The 20,268-nt window shown below is 69.8% G+C and carries 12 protein-coding genes; 1 reads left to right on the forward strand and 11 read right to left on the reverse strand.

Features of this window, described 5'->3' with window-relative positions; translation table 11 throughout:
* The first annotated feature begins 111 nt into the window (after positions 1–111).
* Positions 112–1,425: an MFS transporter gene (locus AVR91_RS05935; RefSeq protein ID WP_063274778.1), complete on the forward strand. Its 1,314-nt coding sequence runs from the start codon at positions 112–114 to the stop codon at positions 1,423–1,425.
* Between the two features lie 42 nt (positions 1,426–1,467).
* Here AVR91_RS05935 and AVR91_RS05940 read toward each other — a convergent pair whose 3' ends face one another.
* From AVR91_RS05940 to AVR91_RS05990, 11 genes are all read right to left on the reverse strand, one after another.
* Positions 1,468–2,265: an SDR family NAD(P)-dependent oxidoreductase gene (locus tag AVR91_RS05940; RefSeq protein WP_063274779.1), complete on the reverse strand. Its 798-nt coding sequence runs from the start codon at positions 2,263–2,265 to the stop codon at positions 1,468–1,470.
* Positions 2,265–2,987 carry a hypothetical protein gene (locus AVR91_RS05945; RefSeq protein WP_063274780.1) on the reverse strand — a complete coding sequence of 241 codons (723 nt, stop codon included), beginning with the start codon at positions 2,985–2,987 and terminating at the stop codon, positions 2,265–2,267. The genes AVR91_RS05940 and AVR91_RS05945 overlap by 1 nt, the downstream gene beginning before the upstream one ends.
* Positions 2,988–3,025: 38 nt before the next feature.
* A complete protein-coding gene (locus AVR91_RS05950) occupies positions 3,026–4,594 on the reverse strand; it encodes a class I adenylate-forming enzyme family protein (protein WP_143253892.1) in 1,569 nt (522 codons plus the stop codon).
* 5 nt (positions 4,595–4,599) lie between these two features.
* Positions 4,600–4,860, reverse strand: a complete 261-nt coding sequence (locus tag AVR91_RS05955) for a hypothetical protein (RefSeq protein ID WP_063274782.1) — start codon at positions 4,858–4,860, stop codon at positions 4,600–4,602.
* 12 nt (positions 4,861–4,872) lie between these two features.
* Entirely contained in the window at positions 4,873–6,789 is a 1,917-nt protein-coding gene (locus AVR91_RS05960; protein WP_063274783.1) for a hydantoinase B/oxoprolinase family protein, read from the reverse strand.
* A 12-nt stretch (positions 6,790–6,801) separates the two neighbouring features.
* On the reverse strand, positions 6,802–8,868 hold the full coding sequence (locus AVR91_RS05965) for a hydantoinase/oxoprolinase family protein (protein WP_063274784.1): 2,067 nt from the start codon (positions 8,866–8,868) through the stop codon (positions 6,802–6,804).
* A 95-nt stretch (positions 8,869–8,963) separates the two neighbouring features.
* Positions 8,964–10,061 carry a LuxR C-terminal-related transcriptional regulator gene (locus AVR91_RS05970; protein WP_063274785.1) on the reverse strand — a complete coding sequence of 366 codons (1,098 nt, stop codon included), beginning with the start codon at positions 10,059–10,061 and terminating at the stop codon, positions 8,964–8,966.
* 43 nt (positions 10,062–10,104) lie between these two features.
* On the reverse strand, positions 10,105–11,064 hold the full coding sequence (locus AVR91_RS05975; protein ID WP_063274786.1) for an alpha/beta hydrolase: 960 nt from the start codon (positions 11,062–11,064) through the stop codon (positions 10,105–10,107).
* The gene (locus tag AVR91_RS05980) at positions 11,061–17,207 is read right to left on the reverse strand and encodes a type I polyketide synthase (RefSeq protein ID WP_063274787.1); all 6,147 of its coding nucleotides are present in this window, start codon (positions 17,205–17,207) and stop codon (positions 11,061–11,063) included. Before AVR91_RS05980 ends, AVR91_RS05975 begins: the two co-directional genes overlap by 4 nt.
* Positions 17,204–18,922: a fatty acyl-AMP ligase gene (locus AVR91_RS05985; protein WP_143253893.1), complete on the reverse strand. Its 1,719-nt coding sequence runs from the start codon at positions 18,920–18,922 to the stop codon at positions 17,204–17,206. The genes AVR91_RS05980 and AVR91_RS05985 overlap by 4 nt, the downstream gene beginning before the upstream one ends.
* A complete protein-coding gene (locus AVR91_RS05990; protein WP_063274788.1) occupies positions 18,919–20,091 on the reverse strand; it encodes an MFS transporter in 1,173 nt (390 codons plus the stop codon). The genes AVR91_RS05985 and AVR91_RS05990 overlap by 4 nt, the downstream gene beginning before the upstream one ends.
* Positions 20,092–20,268 lie beyond the last annotated feature (177 nt).

Below are 20,268 nucleotides of genomic sequence, written 5' to 3' on the forward strand. Positions count from 1 at the left end.
TCAGAGCTCCGACATCGGACATCGCTTGATCAGCTAAAACAGTCTTGACACATCACATTTTGTGCATAATGCTTTCGCTCGCCCTCCTCCTGCCGAGTGAAAGAGGTGTCCATGGCGGCCACCGAGCCCCAGGTGACGAACCGGACGATGCGGCGCATCGCGATAGCGAGCGGAACCGGCACCGTCATCGAGTACTACGACTTCTTCATCTTCGCGACGGCCGCGGCCCTCGTGTTCCCCAAGGTGTTCTTTCCCGCGCTGGGCTCCGCCGCCGGGGTCGTCGCCTCGTTCGCGACGCTCGGCGTGGCCTTCGTCGCCCGGCCGGTCGGCTCGGTCCTTTTCGGGCACTTCGGTGACCGGCTCGGGCGAAAGCGGACTTTGGTCACGACGCTACTGGTCATGGGCCTGGCCACCGCGTTGGTCGGCCTGATGCCGACGGCCGAGCAGATCGGCGTCACCGCGCCGATCCTCATCGTCATCCTGCGGTTCCTGCAGGGGCTCGCGGTCGGCGGTGAATGGACCGGGGCGACGCTGATGGCCGCGGAGAGCGCCCCCAAGGCCAAGCGCGGCTTCTGGTCGATGTTCGGCGCGCTTGGCGGATCGATCGGCTTCGTGCTGGCGAGCGTGACGTTCCTGATCATCGGCGAGACGATGTCCGACGAGACCTTCCACAGCTACGGCTGGCGGATTCCCTTCATCGCCAGCCTCCTGCTGATCGCGATCGGGCTGTTCGTCCGGCTGAAGATCGACGAGACGCCGGTGTTCAAGGGCGAGGTGTCCCAGCGCGGCACCGCCCGTGCGCCGTTCGTGGAGGCGCTCAAGAGCCAGCCGCGCGAGATCGCTTTCGCCTCCGGCGTGCTCGTGATGACTTTCGCCTTCTACTATCTCGCGGTCGGCTACCTGATCAACTACGGCACCGCTGTGCTCAAGCTGCCCCGGACGACCGTGCTGCTGATCGGCATCGCGGCGGGCCTGGTGTTCGGGCTGGCGATCGTGCTGGGAGCCGCCTACTCGGATCGTGTCGGGCGCAAGAAGGTCATTGTCGCCGGGAACGCGGTGGCGGTGGTGTGGGCGCTGGCGTTGTTCCCGATCCTCGACTCGGCTTCGACAGTCACCTTCGCGATCGGCTCCTGCGTGACGACGCTCATCGCCGGTTTCGCCTACGGGCCGGTCGGCGCGTTCATGCCGGAGCTGTTCCACACGCGCTACCGGTACACCGCCACCGGATTCAGTTACAACATCGCCGGCGTCCTCGGTGGCGCGGTGCCGCCTCTCGTGGCAGCGGCGATTACCGCTGCGTACGGCGGCTTCGCGTTCGGGATCTTCCTCACCGTGCTGTGCCTGATCAGCCTCGGCTGCACGCTCGCCCTCCGCGAGACCAGGCACGCGGAGATGAGCGAACCGGCGAAGGCTCCGGTTCACTGAGCCCTTGTGGTGCCGCCCCGGGAGGGGCGGCACCACAAGGGCTCAGCTGTCGAAGACCACGGTGGAGGCATCGACCGCGGCGCCTCCACCATCGGCGACCAGCACGTGGCCGGTCACCATCGAGGCGTCGCCGGAGGCCAGGAACGCGCAGCACGCGGCGATCTCTTCAGGCTCCGCCACCCGCCGCAACGGCACGTGGGCCGCGCTCGCCGCATAGGCTTCGTCGAGCGTGATGCCCTCGCGTTGGGCGAGGTGGGCCATGCTCCCTTCCGCGAGCGGCGTCCGGACGAAACCCGGGCAGACGGCGTTCACCCGTACTCCCTTGGGGCCGTAGTCGCGGGCGAGCCATTTCGTGAGGCCGATGATCGCCGCCTTGGCGGCGGTGTACCCGGCGGCTCCGGGCGGGCCCGCGATCAGTCCGGCGGTCGAGGTGAACAGGACCAGCGATCCACCGCTCTTCACCAGATGCGGCAGTACTTCAGCGGCGAGGTAGAAGGATCCGTGCAGGTTCACGTCGAGCGCGCGGTGATACGAGTCGAAGTGCTTCGGGTTCGCACCGCCGCCGATCGCGGCGCCCTGGGTCGCGATGACGGTGTCGAGACCGCCGAGTTCGGCTGCCGCCCGCGCAACGACGTTACGGACGGCTTCGCGATCGGTGCCGTCGGCGGGGAGGGCGAGTCCTCCGGTCTCCTCGGCGAGTCTGGCGAGCCGGGTTTCGTCGATGTCGGTGATCGCGATCTTCGCCCCGTCCTCGACGAGACGACGCGCGGTGGCGGATCCGACACCTCCCGCCGCTCCGGTGATCAGTGCCCTGGCAGGCCGACGCGGTGAATGAACCATCACGCGGCCAGGAAGAACGGGCTGACGGGCTTCAGGAACATCGTCGAGAACGGCGGGATCATGAAGTCCGGCAGGACCATCTCGCCGGAGATCAGCTGCCGTTTGACCTCGGCCCGGAAACCCTCCAGGTCTCCGGCTGTCTCGTAGATCGCGAGGTGCCCGAGATCCGGTGTCACGACGCCTGGCAGCGGTTTGACGTCGGAGACCTCGAACCGCTGGGCTCGAAGCATGCCGGGCGCCGACATGATCTGCGGGATGTGCTCCTCGTCGTACCACTTCGCGAAGGTCGCGTCGTCGCCGGTGTGGCGGCTCCAGGCGAAGAACAGATGCCGGTCGTCGAGGTCACCCGCGTCGGTGAAACCTTCGGCATAGAACGGTTCGCTGACAGCGGTCAGGAAGAGGGCCTGGAACGGCCTGTCCATGAAGTCCGGGAGCACCATCTCTTCCGACATCAGCTTCCGCTTGACCTCGGCACGGAACGGCTCGGCGGAGCCATCCATCTCGTAGATCGCGAGGTGGCCGAAGTCGAGCGAGTTCACGCCTGGTAGCGGCTTGGTGTCGGCGATGAGGAAACGTTGTGCGCCCACCATTCCCGGTACGTCCATCACCTGCGGGATGTGCTCCTCGTCGTACCACCGCGCGTAGGTGCCGTAGTCGGTGCTGTAGGTGCTCCACGCGAAGAACAGGTTGCGATTCTCCGGGGTCGGCACGCCTGACGCCATATCACTGGTTCCTTTTCTTACTGGTTAACGGAAATCGTTCAGACGCGACGCTGCAGGCCGTTCCACAGCTTTTCGCGCAGGAGTTGTTTCTGGATCTTCCCCGTCCCGGTCTTGGGGAGTTCGTCGACGAAGACGACCCTCTTCGGGACCTTGTAGCCGCCCAAGTGCGCCCGGCAATGCGCGAGCACGCCCTCCGGGGACAGCGACGGCCCGGGCTCGGTCGAGACGAAGGCCGTGATGGCTTCGCCCCACCGGTCGTCGGGTGCGCCGACGACGGCGACTTCGCGCACCCCTTGCAGCTCGGAGATGACGTTCTCTATCTCTCGCGGATAGACGTTGAACCCGCCGGTGATGATCATGTCCTTTCGCCGGTCGAGCAGGAACAGGAAGCCGTTTTCGTCGAGGTAGCCGACGTCACCGGTATGAGCCCACCCGTCGGCGAAGGTCTCCGCCGTCGCTTCCGGCTGACGCCAGTACCCGGCGCTGACGTGGTCTCCCCGCGTGCGGATCTCTCCGGACGTCCCCGGCGCGACCGGCCGCCGGTCGGCGTCGACGATCTCGACCTCGACGTGCGGAGTCACCTTTCCGGCGGATGCCAGCCTGGGCAGTCCGCGTTCGTTGGTGATCTCGACGTGGTCTTCGGGCAGCAGAGTGGCGATCGGCAGCTGGGCCTCGCTGGCGCCGTAGAGCTGCTGCATCGCCTCGCCGAAGTAGGCTCGCGCCTTCGCCGCGCGATCGGGCTGGATCGCGGATCCCGCGTAGGGCAGGACCCGGATGTTTCCGACGTGCCCGGCAGGCTTCCCTCTGACGGCGAGTTCCTCCAGCAGCATCGTGATCATGGTCGGGACCAGCGGCAGGACGGTGATCTCTCCGCCCTGCGCCGCGTCGGCCACTCGTGCCGCGTCGAAAACCCGTTCGTAGACGTTGAGCCCGCCGCTCGCGGTGACGACGTCCGCGATACCGCCGCTGAAATGGCTGATCGGCGCGGTGTGCAGGGCAACGTCCCCAGGCCCGAGCGCGGGAAGCGCCTCGCGGGCGTTGCGGATCAGCGCGCCGACCGTCAGGTGCGTCACCCGGACTCCTTTCGGCCGCCCGGTCGAACCCGACGTGTAGAGCAGCCAGGCGTCGTCCTCCGCGTCCGGCAGCGGCAGTTCGTCGTCCGTCCCGGAGGCCACGAAGTCCTCGTACGCGACCCGGCCGTGCGGCTCGCCGCCGCCCAGCACGATGATTTCCTTGACCTGCGGCGGTATCCACGCAGTACCGTGCTCGGCTAGCCAGGCAGCGTCCACGAGCGCGAACGACGGGTCCGCGTCCGCGGCGATCTGGGCGAGTTCGGCCGGGTGCAGCCGGGGCAGGAGCCCGACGCGGACGTGGCCGCCCAGCGCGAGTCCTTGGTAGGCCTCGGCCCATTCGCAACTGTTCGGGGACAGGATCACCACCCTGTCCCCTGGTTTCGCGCCGAGGGACCTGAACGCCCGCGCGACCCGACGAGCCCGGACGCCCAGCTCGCCGTAGTTCAGCTGCCGCACGCCGTCCCTGATCGCCGGGCGGCTCGCGTGGTCGCGGTGCGCACGCGCGTAGACGTGTGCCAGGGGGACTGGATTCATCCGGATCACCCGAGCCGCGAAGGGGCCCAGTCACGGGTCGGCGACCGCCACGCCGGCCAGTTGTCCTCGGGCTCCGGGCGGGTCACCGAGAGATGCGTGAAGCAGTCCTGACACTTCACGACCATGCGCGGGCCGAGGTGGTTGGCCACCGGGTAGCGGGCGATGTTCGTTCCCTGGCAGGAAGGGCAGGTGGCGTCTACGGGCATCCGTTCGACGGAGACGCGCTCGGTCTCCGGACGTGGGAAGAGAAGTCGGTCGACGGACATGGAGTGCTCCTCTCAGAGAATCCAGTTGAGGGGTGTCGCGACGGGAACCGACCAGGTCCCCGCCTCGCGACGGGCCGACAGCTGTGCACGGAGTTCGGCGGTCGCCGCCCGGTCGATCCGGCCGTCGGTCACGACGACACCGAACGCCAGCGCCGCGAACTCCTCGCTGTAGAGACCGTCGTCGAGATCGCGCTGGAGCCGGTCCACATCGCGGTCCAGCGGATCGCCCCAGCCGCCTCCGCCGCCGATGACGAAGCGGATCGCGTCGCCCGCCTTGAGCACCAGGCCGGAGAACTTGCCGGTCGAATACCGCGCGCCCCGGCAGAAACCGCCGCCGTTGGGATCGGGCCTGCCGTCGTCGTCGAACATGCCGAACAACGGCTCCGCGGCGCGGAGGTCGAGCGGGTGGGCGTGCCGCGCAAGGTCGAAGTTTTCGATGTACCAGCCGAAAGCGGGTGCGCCCGCACCTCCGCCCGCCGCACCGGGCGCGCCGATCCGGATGCGGTCGCAGGTGACCGTGACCATCGTGTCGGACTGGGCGGTGAGCGTGTACACCGAGCCGAGGCCTCCGCGATACTGCCCGGCTCCCGCGGTGTCGAGGACCATTTCGTGTTGCGCGACGATCAGCGGGCTTTCGATCTCGACGTGCTCCTGCACCGAGGTGCGGCAGTTGCCGATCGGGGTGACGCAGAAGGAGATCCCGTCCTCCTTCCAGGTGCCGCCCCACCCGCCGCCGGTGAGCGCGAAGGCGCCCCAGGGCATGCCTTCGTGCCCGGTGCGGGTGTCGATGCCGCCGAGGCTGATGACGAGCGCGGTCCCGGTGTCGCAGGCGATCGACCGGTCGCCGACGGCCTCGCTGAGCGCGCTCGCGACCGCGTTGATGCCGCGCGCGCCGATGTCGGCGTGGTTGGAGCAGCTCGACGGCGGGAGAACGCACACCACACTGCCTTGGGGCAGCAGGGTTTCGATGGGGCGAAGGGTTCCGCTGTTCACCGGCGTCCCCGGATCGACCATGAGCTTCACCGCTTCGATGCAGCGGGTGGCCTCGCACCAAGCGGTGCCGCAGTTGCCGAGAGGTTGTCGTCCCGAACCGGAGAAGTCGATCTCCATGCTGTCGCCGCGGACCTTCACCGTGACCCGCACGGGGATCGGCTCGTCGGTGACGCCGTCCTCGTCGAGGAAGTCCTCGACGGTGTAGTCCCCGTCCGGGATGGTGGCGATGCCGCGGCGCATGCTCGCCTCGGTCGCCTCGATCGCGTAGTGCCCGGCGGCCTTGACCTTCTCCAGCCCGCCGCGCGCGACGAGTGCCTGGAGCTGCCGCTCCCCCACGACGAGGCAGCCGTGCAGCGCCCGCAGATCGCCGAGCACCAGCTGCGGAACCCGGTTGTTCTCGAGGATGTAGTTGAACAGCGGCCGCACGGGGACGTCGTTGGCGTACAGCAGCGACGGCGGCAGCTTGATCTGCTCCTCGAACGAGGTCTGTGTGCCGTTGGAGAAGCCACCGGGGATCGGGCCGCCGAGATCGACCAGATGCGAGGTCGAGTGCAGGATGAATTCGACGCGGCCGTCCACGAACACCGGCCGTAGCAGGTTCACGTCGGACTGGTGGATGGTTCCGCGCCAGGGGTCGTTGACGAAGATGACGTCGCCGGGCTGAAGCGTGTCGAGGTCGAACTCGTCCATCACGAAGTTCACGATGTGCGGCGAGGTGAAGGCGTGCTGCATGCAGCCTTCCCACTGCGCTGCGGTTTCCCAAGCGTCGCCGCTGCGGATGTGGATCGCCGTCGTGCAGTCGAGGATGTCCCGGCAGACCGGGGAGAACGCGCTGCGCATCAGCGCCTCGTTCATCTCGCGCGCGACCTCGATCAGGCCGTACCGCAGGATGTCGAGTTCGGACTCGGCCGTCGTGTGTTCAGCGGACAGGGTCATGGTCGCTGCTCCTCAGCCGTTGTTCTCGATGATCAGGAGGCGGTCTTCGCCGAGCCGGGCGCGGCGGCCCGGCAGGACGACCGTCGTCGCGAACTTCTCCGAGACGATCGCCGGGCCTTCGACCACGGCACCGGCTTCGAGGCGTTCTCGGACGTGCACGGGGACCGAGACCACTCGGTCGGCGCCCGGCACACGGAGTTCGCGGTGGCCCAGCAGCGAGACACCGTCTTCCGCGGCCGCGCTCGGGACCTTGTGCGGCCGCGGGATCACCGCGGTCACCTCCAGGGTGGAGGCGACGACCGGGATCTCGGCGGCGGAGAAGCCGTACGACTCCTGGTAGAAGGCGTGGAAGTCGGCGACGGTCTCCGGCACGCTGTCGACGGTCACCCGGTCTCCCCGGATCGGCAGCCGGTTGTCCCACGTCTGCCCGCGGTACATCGCGAAGATCGCGCGGTCGAAGGTCAGGCCGTCGACGTCGACCCCTTGCGCGGTCAGTTCCTCGAGGAGGTTCCGTTCCATGGCCGCGAACCCGTCTTCGATCGCCGCGGCGTTGTCCGGCGACAACGGGACCATCAGTGACTGGGCGCGCGTGGTGCGCAGGTCGCTTTGCAACAGTCCCAACGCGGAGAACTGGCCGGGGGTGGTGGGGACGACGACGGTGTCCACCCCGAGGATCCGGGCGACGCGGTCCGCGAGCATCGGCCCGGCGGAGCCGAACGGCAGCAGCGCGAACTCGCGGACGTCGAGTCCCCGGTAGACGGAGATGGTCCGGATCTTGGCGGCGATGTCTTCGCACGCGATCTGGTAGGCGGCCTCGGCCAGTTCCTCCGCCGTGAGGTTCCAGCGCTCGCCGGCGCGGGTCAGGGCTGCGCGGGCGGCCTCGACGTCGAGGGTGATCCGGCCGTCGGCGAACAGATCCGGTTGCAGGACACCCAGCACGAGGCAGGCGTCGGTCAGTGTGGCTTCGACACCTCCCCGCCCATAGCAGGCGGGGCCCGGATCCGAGCCCGCCGACGCCGGCCCGACGGCGATCTGGCCCAGCGCGTTGGGCCCGATGATGCTGCCCGCGCCCGAGCCGACGCTCTCGACGTCGACCAGCGGCAGGGTGAGGGTAAGCCCCGTCTCCAGGGTCCAGAGGTCGGTCAGCGGTGTCTTGCCGTCCACGATCGCGGCGACGTCGGTACTGGTCCCGCCGACGTCCATGGTCAGCAGGTGCGGCCGTCCTGCGTCGCGGGAGAGGCCGATACTGCCGGTGACCCCGCCGACCGGGCCGGAGACCAGTTGGAACACCGGGGCACGGCCGGCGTCCTGCACGGTGGCGACGCCGCCGTTGGTCATCATGATCCAGAGCGTGCCGCCGAACGAGCGTTCGGCGAGCGCGGTCGTCAGCCGTTCCAGGTAGCCCACCACGGCGGGCCCGACATAGGCGTCGAGGGCGACGGTGGTGGTGCGCTCGTGTTCCTTGCTGACCGGATACAGCGCGGACGTCTGGATGTAGGCGTGCGGGATCTCCTCGGCGAGGATCTTCGCGGCCCGCTGCTCCTGCTCGCGATTCTGGTAGGAGTTCATGAAGCAGACGCCGACCGCTTCGACACCCTGCTCGGCGAAGGCGCGTCCCGCCGCGCGGACCGCCTCTTCGTCCAGCGGGAGCAGCTCCGAGCCGTCGTAGGCGATCCGCTCCGGGATCCCGATCCGGTTCCGCCGCTCCACGATGGGACGCTCCTGGTGCGGCCGCAGCCAGGTGGGGTCGTAGAACCGGTCGCCGAACTCCCGGTGCATCCGGCCGATGTCGAGCAGGTCGCGGTGCCCCTGCGTCGCCAGGAGCCCGGTCTTCGCACCCGCCCTGCTCAGGAGGGCGTTGATGCCGACGGTATGCCCGTGCACGATCTCCGCGACCTCGGGGACGGTGACGTCGATGGCGCCGAGGGCCTGCAACACCCCCGTCTCCTGTTCCCTGGTCGAGAGCACCTTCCCGTCGCGGATCTCCCCCGTCGTCCGGTTGAGCCCGATGATGTCGGTGAAGGTTCCCCCGACGTCGATGCCGACCAGCCAGTCGGCTGAGCCACGCTGCTCAGTCACTTCACGCCTCCACGGTCGTCCGTGTATGAGGCGTTCATTCTGGGAACGGGGCACCCGGGCCGGCATCGGCCAAGGGTCAGGGATTTCGTGCGACCTTAGGGCAGGTTCCAGGCCGCGGGTTCCCGGCGCAGCCAGTACGCCATCGCTTCGGTGCGGCTGCTGACGCCGAGCTTGCGCAGGATGCTGGTGATGTGGGACTTCGCCGTGCGCTCGGAGATCACGAGCCGCTGGGCGATGTGCCGGTTGGCGTGCCCCGCCGCGAGCAGTTCCATGACCTGGATCTCACGCGCGGTGAGTCCCGGACCCGGTGTGGGCGGCGCCGGCGGCGCTTGGCGGGGAACGGCCGACGGATTCGTCACCAGCCGGTCCGCCGCACCTCGTAGGAAGGTCACTCCTTCGAGCAAGGTCAGCCTGCCGAGCGAATGGCTGAGCGCCTCGGCCAGCACCGACAACAAGGCCTGGTCGGCTTCGTCGACATCGCGGCGCTGGTGGTAGCAATCGCCATGCAGCAGTCCGGCGACCTCACCGTGCAGGGTCAGTGGCGCGACACCGTACGAAGTGGACTTGGTGACGTGGATGAGGTCCTTGTCCACGCGGGTGCTCCGTTGCGCGTCGAAAATCAACCGCGGCCTGCCGGACCGGACGACGTCGCCCTCGACGAGTCGTTCGCCGAGCTGGGGCGGCGAGGCCTTCCCGACGGCGACGATCTCGTCGGCCCACCGCGGCTCCTTGGTCACGCACATGGTGTGCAACCGCCAGACCGAATCCTCCACTGTGGACACGAGAACCCGGTCAAACCCGAGACGGCAGCCCGCTTCCGGAACCCGGCTGAGGAACTCATCCACGGTGTTCGCGTCGCGAAGGGATGCCAGGGATTCCGCGACGCTGCGGAGCAGGACGTGCCTGTCGGCAAGCCTGGCTTCGGCGAGCTCGCTCTCGAAGGCGCGGATACGGCCAAGCAGTTCAACCAGCGCCGGTGACGCGGTTTCTCCCGTGCGACGCAGGGTTTCGCCCATGACAGCGTTCCAAAGTCTGCCGAGTACCGCTTTCGCCTCGTCCGCCCAGGGGCCTACCTGCCGAGGCGGAGGGATGTCGATGTCCAGCACGGATTTCACGTCGGCACACAGCTCGCGGTACCGCCGTGCGAGCACCGCGAGCGAGCCCGACGGGGAGACGACCTTGTCCGCTTCCATCGTCCACCTCGACAATCCCGCGAATCTGCCGACAATATATGATCTATTCGCTCCCTGCCAGCCCCAGCGCGGCGGCGAGGAACGGCCAGGACGTGTGCAGTTCTCGCTCCCAGTGCGGCCAGCTGTGCGTTCCGTCGCCGTAGTAGTCGACGGTCACCGGGATCCCGCGAAGCCGCAACCGGTCGGTGAAGGTGCGGGACGAAGCTGAGGCGGCCGCCTCGATCGGATCCGTCGGCCAGGAGGCCCCCGCCTGGCGTCCGTCGCCCGACGAGACGTACAGGGCGGTGCCACGCAGATCGTCGACGTGATCGAAGGGGTTGCGGGCGCTCCAGACAGCATGATCCCACCACTGTGAGCCCCACAAGTCCTCGGGCCCATGGCCCTGACGGACCAGGATCAGCTGGATCAACTGGGTCGCGGCGGGCAGCAATGTGTTGGGAAGGCCGCTGTAGGACGCGGCCGCGGCGAACATTCCCTTGTGGCGGAAGGCGTACGCCATCGCGCCATAGCCACCGGTGGACAGCCCGGCCACAGCCCGGGTCCGGTTCACGCGGTACTTGCTTTCGACCAATTCTCGAACTTCGTTGGTGTGGAACGTTTCCCAGTCCGGCATACCCGAGCGCCACGTGGAGTAGAACGCGGCATACCCACCGGCGGGCATGATCACCACGACGTCTTTGTCCACGGTGAACTCTTCGACGTCGGTGTGCGCGGCCCAGCCGAGGTAGTCCGGTGTCGGCACGGGGTCCTGGTCCGCGCAGCAACCGTGCAGCAGCCACAGTTGCGGAAACGAGCGCTCGGGGCGGGCGGCGTAGTTCGACGGCAGCAGCACCCTGACCATGGCGGTGGTGCCCAGCGCGGGCGAGTCGATCACGAGATCCGTGGTCCGGTCGTCGACCTGGACTTCGCCTACTATGCGGGCCCCTTCGGCGTACGCGGGCGGGATCGACACGCCCGCGATGACGACGAGCAGAACGATCGCGATCCTGAACAGCCGTCTCATCGGGATTCCTCCGGGAAGTCGAGCGCGGCGGACAAGGCGGCCGCGAGCGCCGTGACGTGCGGCGGGTCGATCATCGAGACGTGGTCGCCGGGCACCCGCACCACCCGCAACCGCGGGCTGAGCGCGTCCCAGCCGAGAGCCTCGTCGGTCCGCAGATAGCGCGGATCCAGCGTCGTGGTCAGCGGATGCGGCTGTTCGGCCCGCAGCAGCACGACCGGCCCGTGCCACGGGCGCGGGGTGTACCGCTCGGCCAGCAGAGCGTCCACATAGGACGTGTGCTGGTGACGCAGTACTCCCTCGCCGATTCCGGGCACGGCGGCGCGGACCCTGTCGAGTACGAGCCCGATCCGGTCGTCCTCCTCGGCGGCGGTCAGTTCATCGTGGGCCAGGCCGAGCGGGACGCCGTAAGTTCGTTCGACGTGCTCGGCGAATCGCATGAACCGGTCGAGTGGCGCGGTGTCCGGCCCCGGGAGCGGGAGGATCGAGTCGATGAGCACCACCGGCCCGACCAGCCTGCCCCGTTCGGTGAGCACCCTGGCGACTTCGTAGGCGAGGTAGCCGCCGAAGGACCAGCCCGCCACCGCGCAGGGTCCGTCCGGTTGGCGGTCGGCGATCAGATCGGCGTAGTGCACGGCCTTCTCTTCGACGGAATCGAGATGGTCCACCCGCTCGTAGCCGAGGCACGGACGGCCGAGCGCCGTCACCAGGGGCTGGTACACGCTCGTGGCCCCGCCCGCCGGATGGAACAAGTGCAGCGGCGGGCCGTCACCGTCGCGCAGTGTGCGGACGGTGCCCTCGGGAGAGGCGTCGAGCAGCTCACGGACGACGTCGGCCATGCCTGCCACGGTGGGGGTGTCGAACAGACCGGCAGGTTCGGTGCCGAGGCGGCGGGTGACGGCCTCGCGCAACCGCCCGGCGGCCGCGGCCGTGCCCGCGAAATCGTCGTGTACACCGACTTCCGGCACGTCCAGGACCTCACACCACAGCGACGATATCCAGCGTTCGGCGTGGTCGCGGGCTCCGATGACGACGGCGGCGGCGGGAGCGGCACCGATCTCAACGCCGAGGTCAGCGGCGATCTCGGCCGTTCCCGCCCCGCGCAGCAGCAAGGCGGTGGACGGCTGCGTGCCGAACTCCCGCAGCACCGCCGTGCGCAACCGCAGGGCGGTCAACGAATCCAGGCCCAGTTCCAGCAACGATGTCCGCGGATCCGGCGGAGCGATCCCCAGGACTTCGGTGACGCACGAGAGCAGGCGCTCTTGGACAGTGCCGCTTCTTCCGGCCGGCGTGGTGCGGGTGACGAGGCCTGCCAGGAACGGCCGGTCCGCCAGTGCGGGAAAGACCTCGGCGGCGGCGTTCAGGTCGCTGTCCAGCAGGCCGAACGCCGGACGGCCGTCGGCGAGGACCGCGCCGAGCGCGTCAAGGGCGGTGGTGGGATCGATCGACGCCAGACCTGCGTTGAGCCGATCTTCGGTGCCTTCACGGGTCCACGCGGCCCAGTTGACGGTCGTCGCGGGCAAACCGGCGGCCTGCCGGGCGGCTACCAACGCGTCCAGCCAGGCGTTGGCCGTGGCGTGCGCGGCCTGACCGGGCGAACCGACCAGCCCGGCCAGCGAGGACTGCGCGAGCCACCAGTCCAGTTCGACGCCCTCCGTGGATTCGTGCAGCCGCAGGCCACCGAGAACCTTGGGCCGCCATGCACGGGCGAGGTCGTCCGCGTCCAGCTCGGTCAGGACGCGATCCGCGAGCAAGCCCGCACCGTGCACGACTCCCCGCAGGCGGACGCCGCCCTCCTGTGCGCGTTCGACGAGCCGTTCGGCCACCCCGGGTTCGGCCAGGTCCCCGAGCACGACGTCGACGTGCACCCCGAGGGCATGCAATCCGTCGAGCACACCGGGAGCCGGTCCGGTCCGTCCGTTCAGGACCAGCCGGGTCGCCCCTTGGCGGGCCAGCCATTCCGCGGTCAGCAGGCCGAGTTCGCCCAGACCGCCGGTGAGCAGGTAGGCGCCCGGCCCGACCGGGACCGGCCCCGCCGCCAGGACGACGCGGGTCAGCTTCGCGGCGAAGCGGCGGCCGTCGCGCCAGGCGACCTCGTCCTCCGGCTGATCCGCGCGGAGTTCCGCGACCAGCGGGGCACCCTGGTCCAAGTCCACGTGCGTCGCGCGCATCGCGGGATGTTCGAAGGCCAGCACCCGGATCAACGCCCGGAGCGCAGCGAGACCGGGCCGACCGGACTCCTCTGGGACCACGGCGTGCGCTCCCCTCGTGACGAGCCATAGACGTGGCGGTTCGGGCCGGTCGGCCAGTACCCGAACTAGAGCGGCCACTCGGAGCACCTGTCGCTGGGCGGCGTCGGGGTCGGCGTCTTCCCCCGCGAGCAGCACCACCGCGTCGGCCGGGCGGGAGGGATCTGTGTGGACGCTGTCCCCCGCGTCGGTGAGGGCGGCGACCAGCTCCGATGTGTCCACTTCGGACACAAGCGCCCAGGTTTTCGGGCCCGAAGTCACCGGTGGCAACGGAACCGGCTCCCAGCGCGGTTCCAGGACGGTGACCGGCGTCTTCAACCGCGCAGCGCGGACCCGCGCGAATTCGACCAGTACGGTGTCGTCGTCGGCGAGCAACTGGACGGTGCCGGTGATGCCGTCCGGGGTGGATCCGGTGACTTCGGCGGCGCACCAGGTCCCCCGCGAGGGGTCTCCGAGCAGACGGACCGAGCCGAGAACGGTGGGCACGTACCGCCCGGAGGCCGTCCCAGCGCTCGCAGCGGCCGCGGCGAGCACGTGGAGGCACGCGTCGGCGAGCGCCGGATGTAGCGTGTACGCCGGATGGTGTCCCGCCTCCTCGGGGAGCGTCAGGCGGGCGGACGCGGCTCCGTTCGCCGCGTGCACCCCGTGGAGTGCGCGGAAAGCCGGACCGTACGCGTGTCCAGCGTCGGCGAAGCGGCCGTACAGGTCGATGCCCTGCCCACCGACCCGTGGCAGCGGCACAGGAGCGGCCGTGTCGTCGTCCACCACCGTGGCCCGGGCGTGCGTGACCCATTCGCCCACCGAACGCGCCAGCACCGTGAACTCCTCACCGATCAGGCTCGAGGTGACCTCGACAGGGGCCGACAGTTGCAGGAGGACCTCCAAGGTCAGCTCGCGGACGGCCTTGCCTCCCCCAGCCAGAGCCAGTTCCAGGTAGCCGGTCGCCGGAAAGACCGGGGTGCCGTCCAGGGCGTGGTCGGCCAGCCAAGGCAGGCGTTCGGTCGAGATCTCCGACTGCCACAGGTGACGGCCGTCCTCGGGCACCTCGACGTGTTCACCGAGTAAAGGATGCCTGGCGGAAGAAGGCGTCGTGGCGCGCCAGTACCGGGTGTGCCGCCAGCGTGGCCCGGGGAGGTCCAGGACCGGCGCCACTGGGTATTGCCCGCGCAGCGCGCCGGGATGCCCGGCGACGTGCAGAGCCGCGAGTGCGGGCGGGAAGCCGTCGGCGTCGCGGCTAGTGCTCGCCAACGCCAGCGCCTCCGGACCGCAAGTGTCCTCGATGGCAGCCAGTGTCACCGGGTGGGGCGCTATCTCCAGGAAGACCGCATGCCCGCGCTCTGCGGCGGCACGCAGGGCCTGTGCGAAGCGGACCGGGCGGCGCAGGTTGGCCGTCCAGTGGTCGAGGTCGAATTTCGGCTCGGCCAGCGGGTCTTCGAGCACGCTCGAGAACACCCGGACCGTGGGTGCCGACGAGGTCACCGTCCCGACGGCGTCACGGAAACGGCGCAAACCCGGCTCGACGGCAGCGGTATGCGCGGCAGCCCCGATCGGCAGCACGCGGGCGAACCGTCCCTCGGCCGTCGCCCGGGCCACGAGGCTCGCTACGGCCGACGCGGGTCCGGCGACGGTGCACTGGCCGGGCGAGGCGTACACCGCGACCTCGACGCCGGGAAACCGTCCGTCCACTTCGGACGCCGGTAGTTCGACCACCGCCATCGCACCCGAGTTCGCCGTGTCGAGCGCGGCGAGTAGCCGTGCACGCTCGCGGACCACCAGCAGTCCTTGCGGGACCTCCAGCGCTCCCGCGACGACCGCGGCGGCGACCTCCCCCACCGAATGCCCCACCACGGCGGCCGGGTGGACCCCGCGGGTTTCCCAGTAACGCGCGAGAGCGATCTGCACACCGAACAACGCCGGTTGCGCCACCCGCAGATCGCCGTCATCGCTCTCCAGTGCCTCACTCAAGGAGAACCCACACAGTTCGGCGAACACGGAGTCCAGGTCGGCCACGGCGGAGGCGAACGCGGGCTCGGCCGCCGCCAGCCGGGCCCCCACGCCGGACCAGGATGATCCGAATCCGGAGAAGACGAACACGGGCGCTGCCGCTTCGGCACGGACGAGGCCCGTGGTCACCTCGGGCGCGGCGTCACCGAGCCCCATCGCCCGCAGCCCGGCGACGGCCGCGGCACGGTCCGCCGCGCGCACGACCCCGCGGACGCGGCCGTGGTCTCGCCGCCGTGCCAGCGTGGCGGCGACGTCTGCCAGCGGAACGTCGGTTCGTTCTTCGAGCCAGTCCGCGAGATCCGCGGCGTGGGTGGCGAGCCGGGTGGTGTCGGCACCGGACACGGCGACGAGTTCGGTCCGCTGCTCGTCGGCCAGTGCGGGCGGCGGTGCTTTGGGCCATTCCTCGACCACGACGTGGGCGTTGGTGCCCCCGAAGCCGAACGCCGAAACGCCGGCGCGCGCCCGGCCCGAATAGCGTGGCCAGGGCACGGGAGCGTCGACCACGCGCAGGCCGTCGAAGTCGATGTGCGGATTGGGTTCGCGGAAGTGCAGGCCTGCCGGGACGGTGCCGTGATCGAGGGCGAGGACGACCTTGATCAGCCCCACGATCCCCGCCGCCCCTTCCAGATGTCCCAGGTTGGTCTTGACCGATCCCAGCAGAAGCGGATTCTCCGACGTCCTCCCGGAGCCGAGCGCCGCCCGGAGCGCGCCCGCTTCGATCGGGTCGCCCAGCAAGGTTCCGGTGCCGTGCGCCTCCACAAAGTCCACAGTGGACGCATCGACCGCGGCGACGTCGTAGGCCTCGCGCAGGAGATCGGTCTGCGCCGCCGGATTGGGCGCCATCAACCCGTTGGACCGGCCGTCGGAATTGGTGGCGCTGCCGCGCAGGACGGCCAGTATCCGGTCGCCCGCCGACCGGGCGTCCGCGAGCCGCCGCAGGACGACGACCCCGCATCCCTCGCCCCGCACGATCCCGTCGGCCGCGGCGTCGAAAGCCTTGCAGCGCGCGTCGACGGCGAGCAGACCGGCACGCCGGAAAGTGGCGAAGGGACCTTCGCTGAGCAAGAGGTTCACGCCTCCGGCCAACGCGAGGTCGCATTCTCCGCGCTGCAGGCTCACCAAGGCGTGGTGCACCGCGACCAGCGACGAGGAACACGCCGTGTCCACGACCGCCGAAGGCCCTCTCAGATCCAGCAAGTACGACAGCCGGTTGGCCACGATCGCGGCCGATGCCCCGGTGCCCGACCACGCGTCGACCCGTCCGGGGTCGGCCATGCTCAACGCGCCGTACTCGGCGGCCGAGACACCCACGAAGACGCCTGTCCGGCTGCCCCGTAGCTCTCCCGGCGGGATGCCCGCGTGTTCCAGCGCCGTCCAGGCGACCTCCGCCATGATCCGCTGCTGTGGATCCATCGACGCGGCCTCGTGGGCGGTGACGCCGAAGAACTCCGCGTCGAATCCGGCGACGTCGTCCAGGTAGCCGCCCGGTTCATCAGGTCCTTCACAGCCTGAGGGGCGCGGGCCGATGACGTCCCGTCCGGCGGTCAGCAGCTCCCAGAACCGGGCGGGAGAGTCGATCCCGCCCGGCAGGCGGCAGCCGACCCCGATCACCGCGATCGGCTCCGCCGCTGCGACGAGACCGGTCCTGTGACCGCGCGGATCGGGTGCGAGCAAAGCCGTCACGAGTTCGGTGATGCTCGGGTGCCGGTAGACCAGATCAGGGGCGACGGGCCTGCCCAGCACGTCACCGAGTTCGCCTGCGACGCCGATGGCGTCACGCGAAGAGACACCCAGGTCGCGCAGCGGCCGGTCCACTTCGATCAGGCCGGGCGGCAGCGACGTCAGTTCCGACAGCCGGGTGACCAGCCACGCGGTGAGCTCGGCGGGGGTCACGCGAACTCCGCCAGGTAACGGTCACGGCAGGCCGACCGGGCGATCTTCCCACTGGAGGTGCGGGGCAGCGTGTCTGGCTCGACGAGCCGGACGTCCTGCAGGGCCAGCCCGTGCCGCCGGGCGACCGCGGCACGTACGGTCGCGGCGAATCGCAGCGTGTCCACGTCACCCGGCTCGATCCGGCGGTTGCGCTCGGCGAGCACGACCGCGCGTTCACCACCCGGGGTGCTCACGGCGAACGCGACGCTGTTGCGCGGCCGGACGGCGTCGTGAGCGCTCTCGACGGTGTCTTCGACGTCCTGCGGGTAATGGTTGCGTCCGTCGACGATGATCAGGTCCTTGATCCGCCCGGTCACGTACAACTCCCCCTCATGTCGTGCTCCCAGGTCGCCGGTGCGCAGCCAGCGGCCGAGGCCGGGCCGGTCGGCCAGCCGCGCGCCGAACACGGCGGCGGACACCACCGGCCGGTTCCAGTAGCCGCGGCCGACGTTGGGCCCGTTCACCCAGATCTCGCCCACCGTTCCATCGGGCACCTCCCGCTCGGTGCCCGGATCGACCACCAGCACCCGCTGGTCGATCGACCGTCCACAGGAGACGAATTCGATACCGCCTTCCGGTGCTTCGGTGAGCCATCCGTCCGCCAGCGCCGCTCGGTCGAACCGCCGTCCTCGCGCCACCGAACCCGCCGTGCTCGCCGAGACGTAGACCGTGGCCTCGGCCAGGCCATAGGACGGGCGGTGCGCCTCGGGTCTGAGCCCGCACTCCGTGAACGCCTCCCGGAAGCGCTCGATCGCGGCCGGCCGGACGGGTTCGCTGCCGTCGACGAGGGCGAGAACGGTGTCCAACCGCAGAAGCGCCTTCTCCGGTCCACGTACCCGCGCGGCGGCGTAGGCATAAGCGAAGCCCGGTGCCGCGGTCACCGCGCCAGGGTTGTCGGACAACGCCTGCAGCCATCGCAGCGGCTGTTCCAGGAACGCCAGTGGTCGCATCAGGACTGTGCGTGCTCCGCTCACCAGCGGCCCGGCGACCGAGAGCATCAGGCCCATGTCGTGGAAAAGCGGCAGCCAGCTCACCGTGACGCCTTGCCCGCTGCTGACCCCGTAGGCGGCGCAAGCCTGCCTCGCGTTGGCGACGACGTTCCCGTGGGTGATGACCACGCCGCGCGGTGTGCCGGTGGAGCCGGAGGTGTATTGCAGGTAGGCGACATCGTCGGGCGCCAGGGTGACCGTCGCGATCTCTTCGCCCGCCTGAGGAACCTCCTCGACGGCGCACACGGGGACGTCGTTCATCCCTCGGTCGTCGAGAAAGGCGCGGACCTGCCCGAAATCGTCCGCGCCGGTCAGGACCAGCCGCGGTGAGCAATCGGCGAGCACGGCGGCCAGCCGGTCGCCGTGGCCCGGCAGATCCGGGCCGAAAAGCGGGACCGCCACCGCGCCCGCGCGCAGGATTCCCAGGAAGGCCGTGACGTACTGGGGACTCTGGTCGGCCATGATCGCCACCGGGTCCCCGGGGTCCACCCTCGAACGCAGCCAGACCGCGATGTCGGTGGCCCGGTCGTCGAGCTGCCGCCAGGTCAGCGAAATCGCGCGACCGGCGGGATGCCGGCGATGGTCCAGGAAGGTGAGGGCGACGGAATCGCCGTCCAAGGCGGCCCACGCCGCGAGCTGCCCCGGCAACGGGGCGATGGCCGTCGAAACAGATGCGACCGAGATCATCGAATCTTCCTCACTTCGTCGATGTGCCGGGGAAGGAGCAGGCGCGTGGCCAGCGACGCGGCCACGGCGGTCAGAACGGCGGAAAGGGCGAGCGCGCGGGTGTAGCCGTCGACGAGCGGGCCGAGCGCGACCAACGCTCCGGCCAGGCCGACACCGACGGCGCCCGACAGTTCACGTGACGCGGACAGCAGCCCCGCGGCGGTGCCCGCCAGCCGGGACGGGACGACTTCCAGTACCTGTGTGGTCAGCGGAGCGGTGAAAGCGGAACCGAACCCGACCAGCGCGAGCGCGGCGAGTCTCGGAACGATCGCGGGCTCGTTCCCCAGGACCGCGAGTGTTCCCAGGCCGGCGGCCACCGTGGCGAGTCCACCGGCGACCGCCGCACCGGCGCCCAGCCTGCGCACCGCTCGTCCGACGAGGGGCGTCGCCGCGATCACCGCCAGCGCCACGATCACCAGCGGCAGGGCGGCGGTCCCGGGCCCGACGCTGAACAACTCCCCGTACGCCAGCGGCGTGAAGAACGCGACGCCGGTGACGCCGATTCCCCAAAGTGCTTGCAGCAACAGGGATCCCGTCAAAGTCTGGTGTCGCATCAGCTCCGGCAGCGCCCGGCGGAGCCGTGGAGTCCTCTCCCCCTGTCCGGCGGGCGCCGCTCCGGCGAGCAGCAGCACGACCACAGCGCAGGCCAGCACCGCCCAGAACACCCACCGCCAGTGCAGGTACTGGCTCAGTGCCCCGCCGAGGACCGGCCCACCGGCCAGGCCGCAGGCCAGCGCTGCCAACCATCCGGCCGCACCGATGCTCCGGTGAGCAGGCGGAAGGGCCGACCGGAGCAGGGTCAACGTGGCGGGCACGATCGCCGCGGCCGCCACACCTTGCGCCACCCGGCCCGCCATCAGCGGGGCAGTCCCCCAAGCGGTCGCGGCGAGAAGAGCCCCGAGCGTGAACCCGGCGCCGCCCCATCGCAGTACCGCCCGCGCGCCGAACCGATCGATCACCGGTCCGGTGAACACCAGCAGTGCGGCAAAGGGCAGCGTGTAGCCCAGTCCCAGCCACGGCACCAGCCCGATCCCGGCGCCGAGATCCGCGACGATGGAACCGGCGGCCGCCGCGACGATCGTGTTGTCCACCGCGACCAGGAAGCCGACCGTGACGATCAGCGCGAGCACGGACGTTGTCCGTCCACAGTGGAGTGTTCGGTCATCCGGGCGGCAGATTCCCATTTCCACTCCACTCTCCATCGAGTCGGGCGGTGCTTTCCCGCTACGACGGTAAGGAGCGGACCCGTTACCGGCTGTCCAACTTCTTGGACAGTCACCAGCGGTCAAAGCTCCTTAACTTCGATG

Source organism: Amycolatopsis keratiniphila subsp. keratiniphila, assembly GCF_001620365.2.
Lineage (GTDB): Bacteria > Actinomycetota > Actinomycetes > Mycobacteriales > Pseudonocardiaceae > Amycolatopsis > Amycolatopsis keratiniphila.

Excerpts from the sequence above, each read along its gene's own strand:
- AVR91_RS05985 (WP_143253893.1), bottom strand. The coding sequence starts at position 18,922 with ATGATCTCGGTCGCATCTGTTTCGACGGCCATCGCCCCGTTGCCGGGG.
- AVR91_RS05975 (WP_063274786.1), bottom strand. The coding sequence starts at position 11,064 with ATGAGACGGCTGTTCAGGATCGCGATCGTTCTGCTCGTCGTCATCGCG.
- AVR91_RS05970 (WP_063274785.1), bottom strand. The coding sequence starts at position 10,061 with ATGGAAGCGGACAAGGTCGTCTCCCCGTCGGGCTCGCTCGCGGTGCTC.
- AVR91_RS05945 (WP_063274780.1), bottom strand. The coding sequence starts at position 2,987 with ATGGCGTCAGGCGTGCCGACCCCGGAGAATCGCAACCTGTTCTTCGCG.
- AVR91_RS05935 (WP_063274778.1), top strand. The coding sequence starts at position 112 with ATGGCGGCCACCGAGCCCCAGGTGACGAACCGGACGATGCGGCGCATC.
- AVR91_RS05950 (WP_143253892.1), bottom strand. The coding sequence starts at position 4,594 with ATGAATCCAGTCCCCCTGGCACACGTCTACGCGCGTGCGCACCGCGAC.
- AVR91_RS05940 (WP_063274779.1), bottom strand. The coding sequence starts at position 2,265 with ATGGTTCATTCACCGCGTCGGCCTGCCAGGGCACTGATCACCGGAGCG.
- AVR91_RS05955 (WP_063274782.1), bottom strand. The coding sequence starts at position 4,860 with ATGTCCGTCGACCGACTTCTCTTCCCACGTCCGGAGACCGAGCGCGTC.
- AVR91_RS05960 (WP_063274783.1), bottom strand. The coding sequence starts at position 6,789 with ATGACCCTGTCCGCTGAACACACGACGGCCGAGTCCGAACTCGACATC.